Source organism: Paracoccus sigandri (assembly GCF_003709565.1).
GTDB lineage: Bacteria > Pseudomonadota > Alphaproteobacteria > Rhodobacterales > Rhodobacteraceae > Paracoccus > Paracoccus siganidrum.
Window position 1 is genome coordinate 1 of sequence record NZ_QNRC01000046.1, and the last position, 19222, is coordinate 19222.

Sequence of the window (19222 nt, forward strand, 5' to 3'; positions counted from 1 at the left end):
GATCCTGACCAGCGCATCCAGTTCCCGCGCCACCCTGGCCCCCGAGATGCTGGTGTCGGCGATCAAGGTGCGGTTTTCGCGGCAGCAATCGTCGTTCACGGCCAGAATGCGGAACCTGCGGCAGGCCACGAACGTGTCGGCCAGGAAGTCCGGCGACCACCGCTGGTTCGGCAACAACGGCACTGGCATGGGGGTCGGACTGCCGCGCGCCCGCTTGCGACCGCGCCTGCGCCGCACCGACAGACCTTCCTCCTGGTAAATCCGGTAGAGCTTCTTCTCGTTCATGACCATGCCCTTGCGCTCCAGCATGATGCCCACGCGCCGATAGCCGAAGCGGCGGCGCTGCTCGGCGATCTTGTGCATCTCGTCACGGATCTCCGGGTTGTCGCGCGGCCGCTTGCGCCGCACCGTCTTCGGATCGACACCGATCAGAACGCAGGCGCGACGTTGAGAGATCGGATGATCCCTCAGCGCCCGCAGCACCGCGTCCCGCCGTTGCACCAGCGTCGTCAGGGCTTTCCCAGCAGAGCCTTCAGCACCACGTTGTCAAGCATGGCATCGGCCAGCAGGCGCTTGAGCTTCGCATTCTCGTCCTCAAGCTGCTTCAGCCGCTTGGCGTCGGACAGGTCCATGCCGCCATACTTCGCCTTCAGCTTGTAGAATGTCGCGGGGCTCAGCCCATGCTTCCGACAAAGCTCGGACGTGGGCAAACCAGTGTCCTGCTCCTTGATCATCCCGATAATCTGTTCATCGGGGCTTACGCGGCCCCACTGGGGCCACGGTCCCCTCTTCATCGGTAAAACGGCTCTTCCTCATCTCGTCTGCTCCTTCAGATTGGGCAGACTCTACATCACGGCGAGGGAACATCCGGCGGGCAGGTCAGCAGGAATGGACCGGGTGGCTGCCGGTGCCGCCACTGTCCGCGACGAATCACACGCGGGCACGTGGTTGTTCTATGAGTTTGGACGGCTTCCGGGGGAGGGCAAATGGAGGCGGTTTCACCGGTCTTTGCACCGGTTACGTTGCAGCACATCGGCATCAAAGGGCAGAAGTCCGGGATCCAGCACTGACCGTCCCGCGACCTGTCGCTTGAAGGCCTGCACCATCAGTTGCGGGCCGTTTTCCCGTACGAAGTCGACCGCATCGAGGATGGCTTGCTTGATCCCGTTGTTTTCAGTTGCCTCGCCGGGCGAGATGGCGGTGATTCCAAACGACGTTGCCGGCCGCCGCGACAAGGAAGGCGACACTTTCGGGGCCGATCTGGTGCACCGGATGATCGGAAGGCTGGAACAGAGATGAGTGAAATGTCAGCCCCGTTCCAGCGGGGCTTTCCATTGCACACCCGAGGTCGTCATTCCCGCGCTGGAAACGCGGCCAACATTGCGATGACAATCAAGACCGACCCGTCGGCGGGCGCTGATCAACCGACCCGCATCCGGCGTCGGAGGGTGTAGGCAAATCGGCGCGTTGACCTACACCATCCTTTGCCGCAAGATCGATCAGCTGTCATGATACGAGATCAAGCTGATGTGCCAGATCTTCGCGGGCCAGAGCCCGGACCGTTATGAAACCGTCACCCGCCGGTTGCGGCTGAACGGTCAGTCGACCTCGATCCGGCTGGAAGGGGCGTTCTGGCGCATCCTCGACGACATTGCGGCACGCGAAGGGGTCTCGACCCCGGCCTTCATCTCGAAACTGCATTCCGAGGTTCTGGAACTGCATGGCGAGGCGCGGAATTTCACCTCGCTGCTGCGTTGCGCCTGCACGATCCACCTGGGCGAGGAACAGCAGATCACCCCGCGCGCCATCGCCGCCGAGTAATCCGCGCCTGTAGTAGTCGGTTACTACCCGGCCCGTGGTGCGATTGCGTAGCCTTGTCTTGTGACGAAGATGGGGAGGTCCGCGATGGCGAAATACATCCATTCGATGATTCGGGTTCTGGACGAGGCGCGCTCGGTCGATTTCTACCAGCGCTGCTTCGGGCTGAAGGTGGCCGACCGGCTGGATTTTCCCGACTTCACGCTGGTCTACCTGTCGAATGGCGAAAGCGAGGCCGAGCTGGAACTGACCATCAACAAGGGCCGCACCGAGCCCTATGATCTGGGTGACGGCTACGGCCATGTGGCCTTTTCGGTGGAGGATGTGGACGCGCTGCACGGGCGGCTGGAGGCCGAGGGCTTCGCGCCCCGCAAGCTGGTCGATTTCGCTCCGGCGGGCGAGGTGATCGCGCGGTTCTTCTTCATCGCCGATCCCGACGGCTATCAGATCGAGGTGCTGCGACGAGGCGGTCGCTTCAGGTAACGGCGGCCGCGCGCGGAGGAGGAGGCCGCGCGCCGCCGCATCGCAAGAGGGGAGGAGGAGTTATGTCCCGATTGAGCGAACAGGGGCTGACCCGGCGCGCGCTGATGTCGCGTGCCGTGGCGGCCGGGGCGCTGGCCGTGGCGGGGGCCGGGTTCATCGCCGCGCCGGACGCGGCATGGGCGGTCGAGGTCACGGCGATCAGCGAACACGAGATGGCGACGCTGTTGCAGATGGCGCGCGACATCTATCCGCATGACCGCGTGGGCGACCGCTTCTATGCCATCGCCGTCAAGGCCTATGACAGCGAGGAACAGAAGGCGCTGGTCGCCGAAGGCGTGGCCGCGCTGGACGCCGCCGCGCGCGCGGCGGGCTTCGACAGCTATCTTGCCGCCGGCTGGGAGGCCGAGCGGGTCGAGATCCTGCGCCGGATCGAGGACACGGCTTTCTTCCAGGCGGTCCGGGGCGGGCTGGTGACCGGACTCTACAACCAGAAGGAGGTCTGGCCGATCTTCGGCTATGAGGGCGAGTCATTCTCGGAAGGCGGTTACATCGACCGCGGCTTCGACGACATCGACTGGCTGTAGGGAAGGGGAGAGCGACCATGACACAGGCAGCCAAATTCGAACTGGGCGACGACAATGTCGTCGTCATCATCGGCACCGGCGCAAGCGGCGGGGTTCTGGCCAACGAACTGGCGCAGAAGGGCGTCAAGGTCGTCGCGCTGGAGGCCGGCGGGCGCTACATGCCCGAGGATTACATCAACGACGAATGGGACAGTTTCGGCCAGCTGGCCTGGACCGATCCGCGCACGACCAGCGGCGACTGGCGGGTGGCGAAGGATTTCTCCGGCCTGCCGGCCTGGATCGTGAAGGCGGTCGGCGGCACCAGCATCCACTGGGCCGGGGCCTCGCTGCGGTTCCAGGACCATGAATGGAAGGCGCGGACCACCTATGGCGCCGTCGAGGGCGCAAGCCTGCTGGACTGGCCCATCGACGCGGCCGAGATGGCGCCCTGGTATGACAGGGCCGAGGCCAAGCTGGGCGTGACCGGCACCGGCGAGCGGGCGCGCCTGCCGGGCAACAACAACTACAAGATCTTCGAGAAGGGCGCGAAGGCGCTTGGCTATCAGGACGTCCATACCGGGAACATGGCGATCAACAGCGCCGATTACGACGACCGGCTGGCCTGCCAGCAGACCGGCTTCTGCTTCCAGGGCTGCAAATGGGGCGCCAAGTGGTCCTCGGCCTATACCGACATTCCGCGCGGCGAGGCCACCGGCAACCTGGAGGTGCGCGCCCATGCCCATGCCGCCCGCATCCTGCATGACGACAGCGGCAAGGTCACCGGCGTCGAATATTTCGACCAGGACGGCAACCTGCATCTGCAGAAGGCGCGGGTCGTCTGCGTCGCGGGCAACAGCTTCGAATCGCCGCGCCTGCTGCTGAATTCGCATTCCTCGATGTTCCCCGACGGGCTGGCCAACAGCTCGGGCCAGGTCGGGCGCAACTACATGCGGCACACGACCGGCTCGGTCTACGGCATATTCGAGCAGCCGGTCAGGATGTATCGCGGCACCACCATGGCCGGGATCATCCGCGACGAGGCCCGCCACGATCCCTCGCGCGGTTTCGTCGGCGGCTACGAGCTGGAGACGCTGGCGCTCGGCCTGCCCTTCATGGCGGCCTTCCTCGATCCCGGCGCCTGGGGGCGCGAATTCACCACCGCGCTGGACGCCTATGAGAACATGGCCGGCATGTGGATCGTGGGCGAGGACATGCCGCAGGCCGAGAACCGCGTCACCCTGTCGGATGTCGAGGACGGGTTCGGGCTGAAGGTGGCCAATGTCCATTTCAGCGATCACCCCAACGACATCGCCATGCGCAACCATGCCTATGCGCGCGGGCAGGCGATCTACAAGGCGGTGGGCGCGACCCGCACCCTGCCGACGCCGCCCTATCCCTCGACCCACAACCTGGGGACCAACCGCATGTCGGAACGCCCCGAGGACGGTGTGGTCAACAAATGGGGGCAAAGCCACGACATTGCGAACCTGTTCGTCAGCGACGGCAGCCAGTTCACCACCGGCGCGGCCGAGAACCCGACGCTGACCATCGTGGCCCTGGCGATCCGGCAGGCGGATCACATCGCGACCGAGATGGCGGCCGGAAATCTCTGATTGGCAAAACGACATCTGCCGGCATGGCATGCCGGCAGATGTCGCGCAGGGACGTCCCCCGAGCGAGGATTGACACCGCGGGCATCGTGACGGGATGATGAAGCTGGTCGCCCGGTCTGGCAGGCAGTCGGTGCGGCGCGCACCTTCCGCGCTGCTGCGCACCGCTTGTCTGCCCGCGTGCAGGCGAAGGCTACGGGCCGGGATGCCCATCTCGTCGCGATTCGCGACCGTCGCCGCGCGACCAGAAGATCGCGCGCCACCCGCCCCACGGTGCTGTCATGCAGGCCCAGGCTGGCGGCGATCTCGCCCTGGCTGAGCGCCAGCAGGGCGACCGTCTGTCAATCGGCACGGAATCTTGCCTCCTTATAGGCGTCCAAAGATGCCCCCTGGTTGCGCAGGGGTAGCTGACCCGATGCGGTGTAGCCCCCATACAGCGCAGCCGTATCGGGCCAGCATGGGAGCCGGTCATTCTCGGGTCTTGAAGCGCCAGCTCTCGTTGCCGGTCTCGACAATGTCGCAGTGATGGGTGAGGCTCTCGAGGAGAGCGGTGGTCATCTTGGCGTCACCGAAGACCGACGGCCATTCGCCGAAGTCGAGGTTTGTCGTCACGATGATGGAAGTGCGCTCGTAGAACAGCCACCGATAGCCGAACCGACGGCGCTCATTGGCGAGTTCTCGCAGCCGCCCACGCAATTCCGTGTCGGGCGGGCGTTGTGACCAATAGCGGATCATCTTCCGATCCGCACCGACGATAGGGCAGGCCCGTCGCTCCGACAGGCCATGGTCGGCCAGCAGATATGCGACGGCTTCGCGCTTCACGGCGGGCCCTGCCACTTTTTTGAAACCAGGCCCTTCATTGCCGCCAGGTCGAGCATCTGTTCGGCCAGCAGTTTCTTCAGCTTCCTGTCGTCCTCGAGCGCCTTCAGCCGCTTCGCCTCCGACACGGTCATGCCGCCGAACTTGGCCTTCCAGTTGTAAAAGGTGCCTTCCGACATACCGTGCTTGCGGCACAGATCGGCGCACTTCGCACCGTCCTCATGCTCGGCAAGGATGCTGATGATCTGCTCGTCCGCAAATTTCGTTCGCTTCATTGTCCGTCCTCAACTTGGATCGGACTCTAATCGCATCTGGAGGAAAAATCCCGTGGCAGGTCAGTTCACTTTCCCTTTCCGGGCGTGACCGGCATCCGACCCACACCACGGCTCGACGCATCCTTCTGGCCCCCGATGGAAAGACCATTTCCGGCATTGAGGTGGAGGGGCCTGAGGGTCTGCAAATCCTGCGCGCGAGGATCTATGTTCTTACCGCCTCCACCATCAACTCGGCCGCGCGGTTGCTGCGATCGGCCAACGAGGCGATGCCCCGCGGCATCGCCAACTCTTCGGACGTGGTGGGGCGTCACTACATGACACACAACAATTCCGCGATGATGACACTGTCGGTTCGCCGCAACGAAACCATATTCCAGAAAACTGTCTTGCTGATGGATTTCTATTTCGGCGATGCCGGCTTTCCGTATCCCATGGGCTGCATCATGTCCCCTGGCAAGATCCGACCCGAGATCCTGGCAACGGCAATTCGAGGCGTACCGATGCCCATCGTCCGCGCACTGGCGGAGCGCAGCTTTGACTGGTGGATCATGTTCGAGGCTCTACCCGACTCCGAAAACCGATCACCTCCCGTCTGACCTTGTTCCAGCGACCTATCACGCGCAAGGCCATGTCGTGACCGATGACGACCTAGTGGAATTTTACCTGCGCGCCTGCGAGGAGGGCGAAAGGCTCGGCATCGCGGCCGAGGTCCATATCTACATATTCACCGAGGATTTTCGCCGCCTCAAGGATGCCGACGGTGGACAAACACCTTACACTCGCATGGATCGCTCGGCTACGAGCCACCGACGCCAGAAGTTTTATTCCGGTGCGGGCGGCTCTGCGATCCGGGCCAACAACGCCAGTCGCGCTGAAACCGCGACCAACGCGCCGCTGACGATCAAACTGGCCTCCATCAGCGCCAATCACGGCCTTGCCGTCGTCTCATCATCGAATTCGCCAGACATGTCACCCCTGCGGGAAATGCCGGTCGAGGTCGTCGATCTGCCCCGCTGTCAGCATATTTGGATTCCGCCCGTGAAGCATCAATGCCAGTCTTGCGGTCTGTTCCAACTCTTCGACCGCATGCATGGCGGTCATGAGGCTGGTGCCGGCCACCACGGGGCCATGATGGGCCAGCAGGATGCTCCAATGCGCCTTGGCCTTGCGTTCGACAGCGGCGGCCAGTTCGGCATCCCCCGGCCGGAAATAGGGCAGCATCGCCACCCGGCCGCATTGCATGTGGCCATAGGCGGTCAGCTTGGGCAGGGCATCGTCGGGATCCTCGACCGGCAGGCAGGACAGGGCCACGGAATGCGTGCCGTGCAGGTGGATCACCGCACCCGCCCTGCGCCGGGTCCTGTAGACCGCCTGATGCAGAAGACTCTCCTTGGTGGGCTTGTCGCCGGAGATCAGCCGGCCCGCGAAGTCGAGCTTCGAAAGCCGCGCCGGATCCAGCGTCCCCAGGGATGCCCCGGTCGGGGTAACCAGCAGCCCGTCTTCAAGCGGAACCGAGATATTGCCGGTGGATCCATGGGTATAGCCGCGTTCAAAGAGCGAGGTCGCGACTGCGACGATTTCCTCTCGTATGCGGGATTCGGTTCCCATCATGCGTTCCCCCATGCGGTGCGAAGGAAGAAGTCCGGCCCGCCAAAATTTCCCGATTTCAGGGCCAGCGGAGTGATCCGGTCGCCGGAGGGTCCAAGGGCAAGAGTCCAGGGAACGCCGGGGTCGATTTCCGTTCCGATCCGCAAGGCCGCCACGCCAAGGGCCGAGACGACCGCCCCCGAGGTCTCCCCGCCCGCCACGACCAGACGTCCGGTCTGCGGCAGTTTGACGAGGGAACGGGCGATGTCCGACAAGGCGGCTTCCACGATCTGCCCGGCACGCCCGACGCCCAGAGCGCGTTGCGCCGCCGCGACGTCCTCTTGTCTCGCCGAGCCATGGATCAAAACCGGTCCCGATTTCAGCGCATCCGAGGCCCAGTCGATCAGGTCCTGCACTGCTTTCGGGTCTTCGCTCAGCGCGATGGGCTCGATCTGCCGGATTTGCCCGCCCTTGTCGCGAAAAGCCTCGATTTGCGCTAGGGTCGCGGCCGAGCAACTCCCGGCGAGGATCAGGGTATTGCCGTTCGTTTCCGACGCGAAACCGGGCGGAGTATTCTGGGCGGCAAATCGTCCCGTTTCGGCCAATCTGCTGGCCAGCGGCGTTGCCAATCCTGAGCCTCCGGCAAAGAACGGGTAGTCGCTCAGCGCCGAAGCCCAGATGGACAGGGCGTCGTCGTCGATGGCGTCGCCGATGACGTGAAGGGCTCCCGCCTGCCGCATTCGTTCCAATGCCGTCAGCAGGGCTTCCGGTCCTTGGGACAGAAGCTGATGATCGGCCAGATCGATCCGCTGTCGGGTCTGTCGCCCCAGCCATCGCACCAGATTGGCATCCGTCATGGGGTTGAGCGGATGCGCCTGCATGCCGGATTCATGCAGCAGCGCCGGCCCCACGAACAGATGCCCCTTATAGACCGTGCGGCCATTGACCGGCAAAGCCGGGACATGCGGGATCAAGGAACAGCCGAGCGCCGCGGCGAGGGCTTCGCTGACCGGCGCGATATTCCCTTCCGGGGTCGAATCGAAGGTGGAACAGTATTTGAACTGCACCTGCGGGATCTTTTCCGCGCGCAGGGCGTCCAGCGCAGCCAGAGACTGGGCCACCGCCTCGGGCGCCGGGATCGAGCGGGTCTTGAGGGCGATGACAACCGCATCGGCCTCGGCGGCAATTAAGGGCACGGCTCCGGGCCCGATGGTCTGCACCACGCGCATCCCACCACGAACCAGCATCGAAGCGATATCCGTCGCGCCGGTAAAATCGTCCGCGATGACGCCAAGAACCGGGCCGGTCATCCCTTGACCGCTCCTGCCGTCAAGCCGCTGACGATCTGTCTCTGGAAGATCATCACCAGCAGGAACAGCGGTGCCGTGATCGAGACCGCGGCGGCGATGGCCTCCACCTGATCGGTCATCGTCGTCTCGCGGTTGAAATAGCCCGCGATGGCGGGAACCATCGTCATGTCCGATTGATCCAGCAACAGCGAGGTCACCAGAAAGTCGTTATAGGCCAGAAGAAAGCTGAACAGCCCGGTCGTGATCACACCCGGCCACATCACCGGCATGATCACCCGCCGGAACGCCTGGAAATGGGTGCAGCCGTCCACGCGGGCAGCCTCGTCCAGTTCGGCCGGGATGCTCTGGAAGAAAGAGCGCAGCATCCAGATCGTGAACGGCTGATTGATCGACACCAGAACCGCAATCACCGCCAAGGGCTGGCCATAGAGCGTTGGGGCATTTTCTCCGAGGATCGGGCGCAGGATCTCGGCCGAATTGATGAAGATCGGCAGATAGCCTGCGACCAGCACCGAATGCGGAAGCGCCCGGAATATCAGCGCCGCGATCAGCAGCCAGAAGGCCAGGTTCGACCCCGACCGCGCCAGCCCATACCCGGCGAGAGTCCCGACCGTCAGCGAGATGGTCACAACGCCGGTCGTGACGACGGCCGAGTTGACGAAGTTCTTCCAGAACGCGTTTTTCACCCAGACCGAATGATAATGCTGCGTCGTCAGGCCGATCAGCGGATCGAGCCCGAGGGCCGCGTTGATGGCGCCCAGCACCGGCGGCAAGACAACAAAACCCAGCAGGAAAAGCGCGATCCCATAGCCAAGGATGACGACAACCCAGCCAAGCGCCAGAAATCCCGGCGGGCTGTAACGCGCCGCCAGCCCGGGCAGGACCCGCATCGCGACCCGGACGGCCAGCCAGAGTCCGATCAGCAACACGGCGATATCGAGGACGGTAAGCCCTCGGCCCTGTGCCTTCGTGATCGGCCCCAGGATGACGTCGAACGGATTGGAAGCGAAGGCGTCGAGGGGTGCCTTGACGCTCATCACCGCGATCCAGACGATCGGAAAGGCGGCAAGCAGGCACCAGAAGGTCAGGAAGCTGGCAGAGAGCATCCGCAGCGTGACGGGCTGGCGCAGCGCCTTGGAGGTGGACATCAGCGAACTCCCTTGTGGTCGCGCCAGGACTTGCGCAGCAATGGAACAAGAAGGATGACGATGCCGATCATGGTCAGCATGGCCGAAGCCGAGGCGCGGCTGACCGCGCGATTGCCCGCATCGTCCGGTTGCAGCAGATCATAGGTCAGCCATTGCAGCGAGATGACATGCGCCTGGCTGCGGAAGCCGACGACCTCCTCGAAGACCCTGTAGGCATCCATGAGGTGGATCAGCGAGACGAAGAAGATCAGCGGCATCAGATGTGGGATGATGACATAGCGCAACCGCTCGAAGCGCGAGGCGCCATCCATCATGGCGGCCTCGATCGCATCCCGGTTCATGGTCTGCAGCCCGGCATAGAAGATCACGAAGGCGAAGGGCGCCACATGCCAGACGCGATAGAAAAGCATCAGCAGTTCGATGGTCCATCCCTGTGCGAACATCGAGATCTGCCGGCCGCTCCAGGCTTCCATGGCTTGCGTCAGGATGCCATCGCCCACGAACAGCCAGCGAATGGACAGCGCACCGATGACAGGCGTTATGATATAGGGCAGCAACGAGACGAAGATGACGGGACCGCGGATCGAACGCGTCGTATTATTGACCGCCAGCGCGATCGTCAGGCCCAGTCCAATGACCAGAGGCAGGGTGATGAGCGTGAAGCTGAGCGTGAAGCGCAACGCCTTCCAGAAATCGATCGCCATCAGCGCCGGCCAGTTCCAGGACGAAATCGCGGCCTGCACGCTGTCGGGCCTGACCACGGCCCGGTAATTCTCCAGGCCGACGAAACGGGTCGTGGTCACGATCGAGCCACGCTCATCCAGCACCGGGACGTTCTTGATTTCCGTGGAGCACTGCTGTTCCAGGAAGCCCGCCGTGCAGCGTTCTGTCTCGATCCGCTCGATCACCGGTTGCGTGACATGGAAGCTCTGGATGAACACACTGACCAGCGGCACGGCGATGAACAGCACCATCAGCAAGAGCGATGGCCCGACGAAACAAGCGAAAGTTTTGAAGCGCATCGCTTTTTCTTCCTATCCTACGATGGAGCGTTGCGAGCCGCGACGATCTGTTGTCGCGGCCGACGCAGGATCAGTGCAAGAGACCGGCCTCGCCTGCCGCGGTCCGATATTCCTCTTCCGCGGCCATCAATGCCGCCTCGGCCGATTTTGTGCCGGTGAAGAATCCGCTGATCTGATTGCCGATGGCAGAATGGACCAACCCCATCTCGATCGTCATCGGATAGGGAACGGGACCCGGATCTGCGGTGGCGGTGGCCACTGCCCCCTCGGCCAGGCGACCCGGCTGATAACCGTCGATCAGCCAGACCGCGTCGTCGTTATGGGCCTGCACCATCTCGGTGCTGAGCCCCTCCATGGCGACGCGGAAAGCCGCTTCGGCCGCTTCGTCCGAGATGTTCCTGGGGATCACGATCCCGTCCCAATACAGCATGGCCACCGGTCGGGCGCCTTCGGCGGCAATCGGCGACGGGGCCGTATGGACCTTTCCGACCACTGTCGATTCGGCTTCGTTATCCATCGCGCCGACACGGCTGGCCCAGAGATTCGCCATGGCGATCTTGCCATGCTGCATCTGCTGCTGGACGAAGGTGGAATCCGACATGAGATATTCGGGATCCATGTATTCGGTCGTGCGCTTGAGCAGTTCCAGCGCCCTGATGCCGTTCTCGTTGTTGAAATTCGGCGTGCCGTCCGGGTTCACGAAACTGTCGCCGGCAAGGCTGGCGTAGAAATTGATCCATTCCAGCGCCAGGTTCCAGCCCGACATCGTCGTGCCGCCCAGGGGGTAGGCGACCTTGTCGGACTCTCGTATCTTCTCCGCAACCTCGAACAGCTCGTCATAGGTCCCCGGAACCTCGAGGCCCAGCTCGTCGAAGATGTCCTTGCGGTAGGCAAGCTCCTGGGTGTTCACCATCATGGCCACGGCGACGATGTCATCGCCGACCTTGATCAGCTGGTTCGGTTTCAGGTGCTGCCCGTGTTTTTCGACCAGGTCATTCAATGGCCGGATCGTGTTCTGATTCAGCAGCGGCGGGATCGTGGTGTTGGAAACCCCGGCCATCTGGTACAGCGCCGGCTTGGCGGCAAAGGCGGCGGACAGCTTCGTGCGGAATTCCTGATCCAGCGAAGCGGTGACATTGCCGCATTCGGCCATCGCATCGGTCACCGATTTCCATGCCTCGAAGGCGGCGCTGAGGATCCTTACCGGCACCTCGTTGCGAAAGCTGCAGGCTGCCGTCGCTGGTCCGGAAACCAATGCCGCAAGCACGGCGGCGACAAGGAGGCTTTTGCGTTTCAACGTGATCTCTCCTGTTGTTTGCGGCCGGTGGTGTTTCTCGGCCTTGATTGTTGAGCAGTCGGGTCAGGCGGGCTCGATCCGGCTGCCATCGTCAGCATCGAAAAGCTGGCAAATCGCGGCAGGGACCGAGATTTCGACCGGCGCGCCGATTTCGACGCGATAGTCCTTCGGTGCCTTCACCGTGACCAGCGCACCGCCCGCGCGCACCGCGACCATGGTCGCATCACCCAGCAATTCCATGGTATAAGCGGGTGCCACGATGTCGCCCCCGGCGGGAACGACCGTGGCATCCTCGGCGCGGAACCCCAGCACGACCGGTCCATCCGGACCGGCAATGCCGGCGATGCGCGCATTGCGACCGGTGAACACGCCATCCTGCAGCGTGCCCTCCATCAGGTTCATGGCGGGATTGCCGATGAAGCTTGCCACGAAGGTGTTGGCCGGACGGTCATAGATCTCGACCGGCGTGCCGACCTGCTGGATGACGCCGTGTTTCATGATGACGACGCGATCGGCCAGGGTCATGGCCTCGATCTGGTCATGGGTGACATAGATCGTCGTCACCTTCAGTTCGTGGCTCAGGTTCTTGATCTGCGCACGGGTGGAAACACGCAGCTTGGCGTCCAGGTTGGACAAGGGCTCGTCCATCAGGAACACATTCGGACGCCGGACAATTGCGCGGGCCAGCGCCACGCGCTGTCGCTGCCCCCCGGACAATTCGCCTGGACGGCGGTCGAGGAAATCCGTCAGTTCGACCATTTCGGCGGCGCGAATGACCTGGTCGTGATGTTCCTCCGCCGGGACGCGCCGCACTTTCAGCGGGAACCGGATGTTCTCGTAGACATTCATGTTGGGGTAGAGCGCATAGCTCTGGAAGACCATGGCGATGTCGCGATCCTTCGGGTCAAGGTCGTTGATCCGGCGTCCGTCGATCAGAATGTCGCCTTCGGTGGCGTCCTCCAATCCGGCGATCATGCGCATCGTGGTTGTCTTGCCGCAGCCGGACGGCCCTAGCAGCACCAGGAATTCACGATCCGCAATTGTCAGATTGGTGCATGCGACTCCTGTGAACGAGCCCCACCGCTTGGTGACGTTGCGCAAGACGATTTCTGCCATCCGGCCCAGTTCCTCCCTTTTATGCATTCGAATGCATAAATACACTAGACACAGAAAATCGGATCTGGCAACCGTTAATGTGCAAGGCAGAGGAAGAACTCATGCGCCATGATGAACGAGCCGTTTCCCCGAGCATTTCAGGAAGGAATTCAGGCCGAAGCGGCGGCGAATCGCAGCAGCCGCCGACGCCGTGCCCGCGTCTGGCGTGTTGTGGGCGCTGCAGGACAGCCGGTCAGCAGAACGAAGGATGCGTCCCGCCGAGCGCGGACAAGCTGACAGACGCAATACCTGTCACGGCGGCCGCCGCGCCGAAAAGGCAAGGCTGACGCCCGGACGGATACAGGATCCAGATCAACAGGAGAAAAGGAGCGGTCATGAAAGGTTTCGACGCGAAATGGCGGGATGTCCCGCATTTCATCAATGGGGTAACCCAAAAGATCTGGGAGGATCGTCACATCGGCAGCCTGCGCCATCACTATGCGCCCGGACTGATCGTGCGATCCCCCGCCTCGGTGGTGATGGACAACACCAACGTCATCGCTGCGACCATGGCCACCCTGGCCGAATTCCCCGACCGCGAACTGCCCGGCGAGGATGTGATCTGGTGCGAGGATCCGGCAGGTGCGACCGAAGGCTCGGACGCATTCCTGTCCTCGCACCGGCTGATTTCCTGGGCGCGGCATACCCGTCCCGGCATGTATGGGGCACCGACAGGCAAGCGCCTCGCCTATCGGATCATCGCCGATTGCGCGATTCGCGATGATGCGATTCATGACGAATGGCTGGTGCGCGATCAGTCGGCGATCGTGCGGCAAATGGGTTTCGATGTCGTGGACTGGACCCGTGACCTGATCGCGCGGGAAGGAGGACCGGACCATTGCGTGCGCCCCTTCACCCCTGAAAACGATGTGGCCGGCTCCTATACGGGCCGCGGCAACGACAATGAATGGGGGCAGCGTCATGCCGAGATCCTGAACCGGATCATGGCCGCCGACATGGAGGTGATCGCCTCGAACTACGACCGCGCCTGCAACCTGCACTATCCGGGCGGCGAAACCGTCTATGGGCGCGCCGAGGCGGATCAGTTCTGGATGGGCCTGCGTGCGGCCTTTCCCCATGCCGAGTTCCGCATCGAGCATGTCATCGGTCGTGACGATCCGCTGCTGCCGCCCAGGTCGGCCATTCGCTGGACGCTATGGGGCAAGCATTCCGGTTGGGGCCGCTTCGGCACGCCGACCGGGGCGCAGGTCTATGTCATGGGAATCAGCCATGTCGAATTCGGACCCTATGGCGACGATGGCGGTCCGGCGATCCGCAACGAATTCACCCTCATCGACGAAACCGCGATCTGGAAGCAGATCCTGCTGCAAACCGGCGCACATGACTGAGGCCAGGCACCCGACATCCTTCCGCACGCGGTTCGCACTCCAAAGACAGGACGAAGCCAGATGACTGACCAACCCGATATCCGTCGAAACATCCTGCGCGAGATGATCGCGCAGGGGCAGACCATCGTGAATGCCTGGCTGTCGATCCCCTCGTCCTACTCCGCCGAGGGGCTGGGCCATGCCGGGGTCCATTCGGCCACCATCGACCTGCAGCACGGCATGATCGGTCTGACCGATGCGCTGCACATGTTGCAGGCGGTTTCCGCAACGCCGGCAACGCCCCTGGTGCGGGTTCCCTCGCTGGACGCGGCCTTGCTGATGCGTGTGCTGGACGCAGGCGCATATGGGGTCATCTGCCCGATGATCTCCAGCGTCAAGCAGGCCGAGGAACTGGTTCACGCCTGTCGCTATCCGCCGGCCGGGTCGCGCTCGTTCGGTCCGGCGCGTGGATTGCTCTATGGCGGCGCCGATTACGTCGCCCATGCCAATGCCGAAAACCTCGTGATCCCGATGATCGAAACGGTCGAGGCAGTTCGCAACATCAACGCGATCCTGGCGGTCGAGGGGGTGGACATGATCTATGTCGGCCCCAACGACATGGCCTTTGCCTTCGATGGTGCCGTCGGCGCGGACCGGCAGAAGTCCGAGGCAGCCATCGCGCATGTTCTGGCGCGCGCCCAGGCCGCCGGCATTCCGGCGGGCATCTTCTGCGCGGATGGCGCCGATGCGGCGCGTCGGGTCGCCCAGGGATTCGCGTTGGTCACGCCCGGCAATGATTTCGGGCTGCTGACCCGAGCCCTGCGCACCGCCGTGGCCGAAACGTTACGCGGGACCGTGACCCCGGTTGCCCCGGCGGGGACGGGCTACTGATGTCCGGGCGCTGGTGGCTGTTGCCGGGGACCCTTTGCACGGCCGAGGTTTTCGAACCGCTTCTGGGGGCTTTGGCCGTCTCTCCGCAGCAATGCCGTTCGGTGCGGCTCGATCGGCCGGCGGTCGAGGATTACGCCGCTGAGCTGGCATCCGTGGAAGATGAGGACATCGTGCTGGGCTTCTCGCTCGGCGCGATCCTCGCGGCTCACCATCTCGACCGGATGCGGGCGCTGGCGGCGGTGCTGATCGCCGCGAATCCCTTCGCGGATACGCCGGAAAAAAGCGCCGCACGTCTGGAGCAACTGGCCCGGATCTCTGTCGAAGGGCCGGGCGCGGTCATGGCCGCCGCCTGGCCCGCCCTCGTCGGACCGGATGCGCGTGAAAATCCCGCGGTGGGAAACCGGATCGTCGCCATGGCAGAGCAGACGGTTCAGGACCTGCCGGCGCAGACAGAGCTGGCACTACGGCGGCCGGGCGCCGAACCAATGCTGGCATCCGCACGATCTCGGGCTCTGTTCATCACCGGTCGCGAAGACCCCGCCGCTCCACCGGATCGAGCCATGCGGGCTGCCGCCATCGGCAGGCACGAGCTTGTTCTCGTGGATGGCGCCGGACATTTCTTGCCGCTGGAAGCGCCGCGGGCGTGCGCCGAGGCGATCCGCGCCTTTCTGCTCGGCCGGGGGCAGGATCGCAGTTGACGCGGCTTGCTGGCAAGGGTTCGGCGCGGGTTGGAAACCCGTTGCGGCCCGGCGATCAGGTTCCGGCCAGCCGCGCCGAGCTTCTGCGGATAAGCTCGCCCTGCACCATGATGCGACGCGCTTCCAGATCGGGTTCCTCCATGCGTTCCAGCAACATCGAGACGGCGGTTTCCGCCATGTCCACGATGGGTTGCCGGACCGTGGTCAAGGCATAGCTGGGCCTGCCGGCTTCGGCGATGTCGTCGAACCCGATGACCGAGATGTCGTCGGGGACCTGCCAGCCCAGATCGAAGCGGCAGGCGTCAAGCACACCGAGGCCCAACTGGTCGTTCGCGCAGAATGCCGCGTCGGGGCGGTCCATCCTGGCCATGAGGTCCAGGAAGCTGCGCCGTCCCTCGGCATAGGAAAAATCCGTGCTCAGTGTCGGAATGGTTCCGATCCCGAGGCTGTGCAAGCGGTTCTGGAAGGCCTCGACCCGCAATTGGCTGACCGGCGCGCGGTCGGGTCCTCTGATGCAGACGAAAGAGCGGTGCCCGGCCTCGAAAAGCACATCGGCGATCCGCTGCCCGGCAGTGGCGTGGTCGAGTGCGATGCAATCCGCGACGGTCGTCTCCACCACCCTGTTGAAGAATACCAGCGGGACACCGCGCGTCGCGAACTGCTCGATCCAGTCCGGCGGCATCTGTGCGCAGCAGATCAGCCCGTCCAGCGGATACTCGACGGCCTTCTGCAGCGATGCGCCGATCGAATCGTCATCCTTGATCACCATGAGAAACAGGCTGTTCCCCGAGTTCTGCAAGGCATCGCCCACGGCATAGATCAGTTCCGGGTTGTTGCGGATGGTGAAGGCCGTCGCGATCACGCCGACCATGTTCGAGCGTTGGGTGATGAGTGAGCGCGCGAGCGCATTGCGCGTATAGCCCATCTCCCGGGCGATGCGGAGGATGTGATCCCGGGTCTTCGGCGAGATCTTGGTATCGTCCTTGAAGCACCGGGAAACCGTGGATTGCGAGACCCCGGCGGCACGCGCCACGTCATAGGACGTGATCCTTCTCGGCCGGATTGTCGAAGGTTCATTCATCTTTCCGTCTCCGTCCTCGGATCGCCTGGAACATATCCGCCGCCGCCTGGGCCGAGAAGGGTGTTCAACAGCTGGAAGTGGCCAGGCCCGAGCCCGGCCGAAGATACAACGGGAATCCGCCTCAGAAAAGTCTTGCACGCATTCGAATGCAAGTTATTATGCATTCGAATGCATAACAGGGTTTGCCCAGGCGAGAGTAAGGCGTGTCCCGGACACTGTCTTCTACGGGGACAAGCGAAGAACCATCGCCAGCAATATCTGTCCTGCTGTGGGGCATCTCATCCCTGCGCGAATTGTCGTATCAAGAAGGAGCGATCAAACGATGGAATATCCCGTGTCCGCCGTAGAGGTGTCCAAGGAAGAAAGCCGGAACCGGCTGGTTCGCCGCCAAGACATGGTGGCCGAGCGCGTGGCCTTCATCGACTGCAAGATGCCCGGCTCGCACCTCAAGGAAAACTATTCCCTCATCGGTCCCGGCGTGACGCAGTCGAAGGACCAGAAGGTCAGCCTGTCAGAGCCGCATGGCTTCAGCCTGGGCGTGGCGGCCATGCCGGCGGGAATCACCAACAACCTGCATATCCATTATACTGCCGAAGTCTTCATGATCTACAAAGGCAAATGGGTATTCCGCTGGGGCGCGGACGGCAAAGACGGAGAGGTGGTCTGCACCGCCGGCGACGTGGTCAGCATTCCGACCTGGATCTTCCGTGGTTTCTCGAATATTGGCGACGATGACGGCTGGATCTTCACCGCGCTTGGCGGTGACGATACAGGCGGGATCCTGTGGCATCCCCATATTCTGGAAGTGGCGGCGCAACATGGCCTTTACCTCACCCGTGACAATCTGCTGGTCGATACCCAACAGGGCCAGCCGAAACCGGCGGAATCGGAATTGATCGAGCCAATGACGCGGGAGCAGATCGACAGCCTGCGCAAGTATACCGTGGAGGAGATGTCCCAAAGGGTCGTGCGTCGTGATTCCAGGGCCTTCTCGGGCGCCGCTTTGCTGGACAGCTGCATTCCTGGCCACGGGGGAGAGCTTGCACCCGTTCTGGGCCATGGCATGACTCAGGATCGCGAGCATGTCCCGCAGATCACGAATCCCCACGGCATGTCGATCGAATGGGGTCGCATTCCTGCAGGCGGTTCGATCGGGAAATATCTTCTGCGCGAAAAGCAGGTGATCATCGTCTTTTCCGGTGCGGTCGAAATCAGCCAGAACCAGGGCGAAAGCGAAGTGATCCAGACTGTCAACGAGCAGGATCTCTATTCCTTCCCCGCTGACTCCTGGCGTTCCATCCGCAATACCGGCAGCCAGGCCGCAGAATTCATTCTCATGACCGCAGGCGACCACAAGAAGCGGATCCAGTGGTCCGAGGAGATCCTTGAAGAGGCAGCTAGGCTTGGATTCGCAATCGATCCCGACGGATATGTGGCGCCCTTGGCTCTCTTGCCGCAGAAGGTAAAGGATCTTTATGCGTCTGAGGTTGAACCGGTCCGGGTTTGATGGACTTGTTCATCTGACCGAGCAAAGCTGAGGAACTGTTCCGAAATGGCCGAGGGAAACGCGTCCACCTTGGTGGACGCGTTCTGCTGTTGGGGCCCCTACGCCCTATTGACAAAAGGGCTTCCCCTGTTCCGCTTCGGGTCGTCCTGTGATTCAAGCTCATCTCCACGTGGGGATGAGCTTGGCACGCAACCTGATATCTGACGATGAGTGGGCCTTCTTCGAGGGCTTCATGCGGGCAGTCCGAAACCCGAACGGGCGCAAGCCGTCCAATCATCCCCTTGTTATGGATGGAATTTTCTGGAGTGAAGCGTGAGCCGCCACCGGTCCGAGGCCGCGCCGAACGCGAACGGGTGCGCCATGGCGGGACCTGCCCCCAGGAGTTCGGCAGGTGGTCGTCGGTCTACCGCCAGTTCCGTCGCTGGACCCTTGCGGGACTGTGGGAGGATATCCTGGACGCGGCTCGAACCACGCTGGGGTTGCGCCGGACAAGCTTCGGATGGTCGACAGCACAGTCATCCGGGCCCATCACCATGCGGCAGGCGCAGTTTGAGGCAAAGAAACGTCCAGTGGACGTTTCGACCCGAAAACGGGGACTCCGAAAGAGGCTCCTGGCCGTTCGAGAGCGTC

Annotated in this window: 17 protein-coding genes and 4 pseudogenes; 10 read left to right on the top strand and 11 right to left on the bottom strand. The window is 63.1% G+C overall.

Annotation, left to right across the window (positions count from 1 at the left end; all coding sequences use genetic code 11):
* Positions 1–794: pseudogene (locus C9E82_RS21880) on the bottom strand (transposase); the annotation flags it as partial.
* A gap of 204 nt (positions 795–998) precedes the next feature.
* Positions 999–1235, bottom strand: a complete 237-nt coding sequence (locus C9E82_RS24255) for a hypothetical protein (protein ID WP_147393116.1) — start codon at positions 1233–1235, stop codon at positions 999–1001.
* 292 nt (positions 1236–1527) lie between these two features.
* Between C9E82_RS24255 and C9E82_RS21885 the strand changes: the two genes are divergently transcribed.
* From C9E82_RS21885 to C9E82_RS21900, 4 genes are all read left to right on the top strand, one after another.
* Positions 1528–1821: a ribbon-helix-helix domain-containing protein gene (locus tag C9E82_RS21885; protein ID WP_119899408.1), complete on the top strand. Its 294-nt coding sequence runs from the start codon at positions 1528–1530 to the stop codon at positions 1819–1821.
* 84 nt (positions 1822–1905) lie between these two features.
* Positions 1906–2301 carry a VOC family protein gene (locus C9E82_RS21890; protein ID WP_119899406.1) on the top strand — a complete coding sequence of 132 codons (396 nt, stop codon included), beginning with the start codon at positions 1906–1908 and terminating at the stop codon, positions 2299–2301.
* Between the two features lie 62 nt (positions 2302–2363).
* A complete protein-coding gene (locus C9E82_RS21895; RefSeq protein WP_119899404.1) occupies positions 2364–2885 on the top strand; it encodes a Twin-arginine translocation pathway signal in 522 nt (173 codons plus the stop codon).
* Between the two features lie 17 nt (positions 2886–2902).
* Positions 2903–4477, top strand: a complete 1575-nt coding sequence (locus C9E82_RS21900; protein ID WP_119899402.1) for a GMC family oxidoreductase — start codon at positions 2903–2905, stop codon at positions 4475–4477.
* 465 nt (positions 4478–4942) lie between these two features.
* Here the strand turns inward: C9E82_RS21900 and C9E82_RS24670 are convergent.
* Both C9E82_RS24670 and C9E82_RS21905 read right to left on the bottom strand, forming a co-directional pair.
* Positions 4943–5107: pseudogene (locus C9E82_RS24670) on the bottom strand (ATP-binding protein); the annotation flags it as partial.
* Positions 5108–5568 (bottom strand): annotated as a pseudogene (locus C9E82_RS21905) (transposase); the annotation flags it as partial.
* Here C9E82_RS21905 and C9E82_RS21910 point away from each other — a divergent pair.
* A complete protein-coding gene (locus tag C9E82_RS21910) occupies positions 5568–6164 on the top strand; it encodes a Rossmann-fold NAD(P)-binding domain-containing protein (protein WP_147393115.1) in 597 nt (198 codons plus the stop codon). The pseudogene C9E82_RS21905 and the gene C9E82_RS21910 sit on opposite strands and share 1 nt — an antisense overlap.
* A gap of 373 nt (positions 6165–6537) precedes the next feature.
* Here C9E82_RS21910 and otnC read toward each other — a convergent pair whose 3' ends face one another.
* The 6 genes from otnC to C9E82_RS21945 all read right to left on the bottom strand — a co-directional run bounded on the left by otnC (position 6538) and on the right by C9E82_RS21945 (position 13048).
* Positions 6538–7176 carry a 3-oxo-tetronate 4-phosphate decarboxylase gene (gene otnC, locus C9E82_RS21920; protein ID WP_119899414.1) on the bottom strand — a complete coding sequence of 213 codons (639 nt, stop codon included), beginning with the start codon at positions 7174–7176 and terminating at the stop codon, positions 6538–6540.
* Positions 7176–8465: a 3-oxo-tetronate kinase gene (gene otnK / locus C9E82_RS21925; RefSeq protein WP_119899398.1), complete on the bottom strand. Its 1290-nt coding sequence runs from the start codon at positions 8463–8465 to the stop codon at positions 7176–7178. Before otnK ends, otnC begins: the two co-directional genes overlap by 1 nt.
* Positions 8462–9613 carry a carbohydrate ABC transporter permease gene (locus C9E82_RS21930; protein WP_119899395.1) on the bottom strand — a complete coding sequence of 384 codons (1152 nt, stop codon included), beginning with the start codon at positions 9611–9613 and terminating at the stop codon, positions 8462–8464. The genes otnK and C9E82_RS21930 overlap by 4 nt, the downstream gene beginning before the upstream one ends.
* A complete protein-coding gene (locus C9E82_RS21935; RefSeq protein ID WP_119899393.1) occupies positions 9613–10635 on the bottom strand; it encodes a carbohydrate ABC transporter permease in 1023 nt (340 codons plus the stop codon). Before C9E82_RS21935 ends, C9E82_RS21930 begins: the two co-directional genes overlap by 1 nt.
* A gap of 70 nt (positions 10636–10705) precedes the next feature.
* Positions 10706–11845 carry an ABC transporter substrate-binding protein gene (locus C9E82_RS21940; protein ID WP_244936059.1) on the bottom strand — a complete coding sequence of 380 codons (1140 nt, stop codon included), beginning with the start codon at positions 11843–11845 and terminating at the stop codon, positions 10706–10708.
* A 150-nt stretch (positions 11846–11995) separates the two neighbouring features.
* Positions 11996–13048, bottom strand: a complete 1053-nt coding sequence (locus C9E82_RS21945; protein WP_119899389.1) for an ABC transporter ATP-binding protein — start codon at positions 13046–13048, stop codon at positions 11996–11998.
* Positions 13049–13422: 374 nt separating this feature from the next.
* Here C9E82_RS21945 and C9E82_RS21950 point away from each other — a divergent pair, with 374 nt between their 5' ends.
* From C9E82_RS21950 to C9E82_RS21960, 3 genes are read left to right on the top strand one after another with little or no spacing between them, the layout of a single operon-like run.
* Entirely contained in the window at positions 13423–14436 is a 1014-nt protein-coding gene (locus C9E82_RS21950; RefSeq protein WP_119899387.1) for a nuclear transport factor 2 family protein, read from the top strand.
* 60 nt (positions 14437–14496) lie between these two features.
* On the top strand, positions 14497–15306 hold the full coding sequence (locus C9E82_RS21955; RefSeq protein ID WP_119899385.1) for an HpcH/HpaI aldolase family protein: 810 nt from the start codon (positions 14497–14499) through the stop codon (positions 15304–15306).
* Entirely contained in the window at positions 15306–16004 is a 699-nt protein-coding gene (locus C9E82_RS21960; RefSeq protein WP_119899383.1) for an alpha/beta fold hydrolase, read from the top strand. Before C9E82_RS21955 ends, C9E82_RS21960 begins: the two co-directional genes overlap by 1 nt.
* 55 nt (positions 16005–16059) lie before the next feature.
* Here the strand turns inward: C9E82_RS21960 and C9E82_RS21965 are convergent, their stop codons facing one another.
* On the bottom strand, positions 16060–17085 hold the full coding sequence (locus C9E82_RS21965) for a LacI family DNA-binding transcriptional regulator (RefSeq protein ID WP_119899381.1): 1026 nt from the start codon (positions 17083–17085) through the stop codon (positions 16060–16062).
* Between the two features lie 322 nt (positions 17086–17407).
* On the opposite strand from C9E82_RS21965, the gene C9E82_RS21970 reads away from it, so the two are divergent.
* On the top strand, positions 17408–18592 hold the full coding sequence (locus tag C9E82_RS21970) for a cupin domain-containing protein (protein ID WP_205962200.1): 1185 nt from the start codon (positions 17408–17410) through the stop codon (positions 18590–18592).
* A gap of 175 nt (positions 18593–18767) precedes the next feature.
* Positions 18768–19222, top strand: a pseudogene (locus C9E82_RS21975) (transposase); the annotation flags it as partial.

Excerpts from the sequence above, each read along its gene's own strand:
- C9E82_RS21965 (WP_119899381.1), bottom strand. The coding sequence starts at position 17,085 with ATGAATGAACCTTCGACAATCCGGCCGAGAAGGATCACGTCCTATGAC.
- C9E82_RS21955 (WP_119899385.1), top strand. The coding sequence starts at position 14,497 with ATGACTGACCAACCCGATATCCGTCGAAACATCCTGCGCGAGATGATC.
- C9E82_RS21935 (WP_119899393.1), bottom strand. The coding sequence starts at position 10,635 with ATGCGCTTCAAAACTTTCGCTTGTTTCGTCGGGCCATCGCTCTTGCTG.
- C9E82_RS21945 (WP_119899389.1), bottom strand. The coding sequence starts at position 13,048 with ATGGCAGAAATCGTCTTGCGCAACGTCACCAAGCGGTGGGGCTCGTTC.
- C9E82_RS21960 (WP_119899383.1), top strand. The coding sequence starts at position 15,306 with ATGTCCGGGCGCTGGTGGCTGTTGCCGGGGACCCTTTGCACGGCCGAG.
- C9E82_RS21890 (WP_119899406.1), top strand. The coding sequence starts at position 1,906 with ATGGCGAAATACATCCATTCGATGATTCGGGTTCTGGACGAGGCGCGC.
- C9E82_RS21885 (WP_119899408.1), top strand. The coding sequence starts at position 1,528 with ATGTGCCAGATCTTCGCGGGCCAGAGCCCGGACCGTTATGAAACCGTC.
- C9E82_RS21930 (WP_119899395.1), bottom strand. The coding sequence starts at position 9,613 with ATGTCCACCTCCAAGGCGCTGCGCCAGCCCGTCACGCTGCGGATGCTC.
- C9E82_RS21895 (WP_119899404.1), top strand. The coding sequence starts at position 2,364 with ATGTCCCGATTGAGCGAACAGGGGCTGACCCGGCGCGCGCTGATGTCG.
- C9E82_RS21900 (WP_119899402.1), top strand. The coding sequence starts at position 2,903 with ATGACACAGGCAGCCAAATTCGAACTGGGCGACGACAATGTCGTCGTC.
- C9E82_RS21970 (WP_205962200.1), top strand. The coding sequence starts at position 17,408 with ATGGAATATCCCGTGTCCGCCGTAGAGGTGTCCAAGGAAGAAAGCCGG.
- C9E82_RS21950 (WP_119899387.1), top strand. The coding sequence starts at position 13,423 with ATGAAAGGTTTCGACGCGAAATGGCGGGATGTCCCGCATTTCATCAAT.
- otnC (WP_119899414.1), bottom strand. The coding sequence starts at position 7,176 with ATGGGAACCGAATCCCGCATACGAGAGGAAATCGTCGCAGTCGCGACC.
- otnK (WP_119899398.1), bottom strand. The coding sequence starts at position 8,465 with ATGACCGGCCCGGTTCTTGGCGTCATCGCGGACGATTTTACCGGCGCG.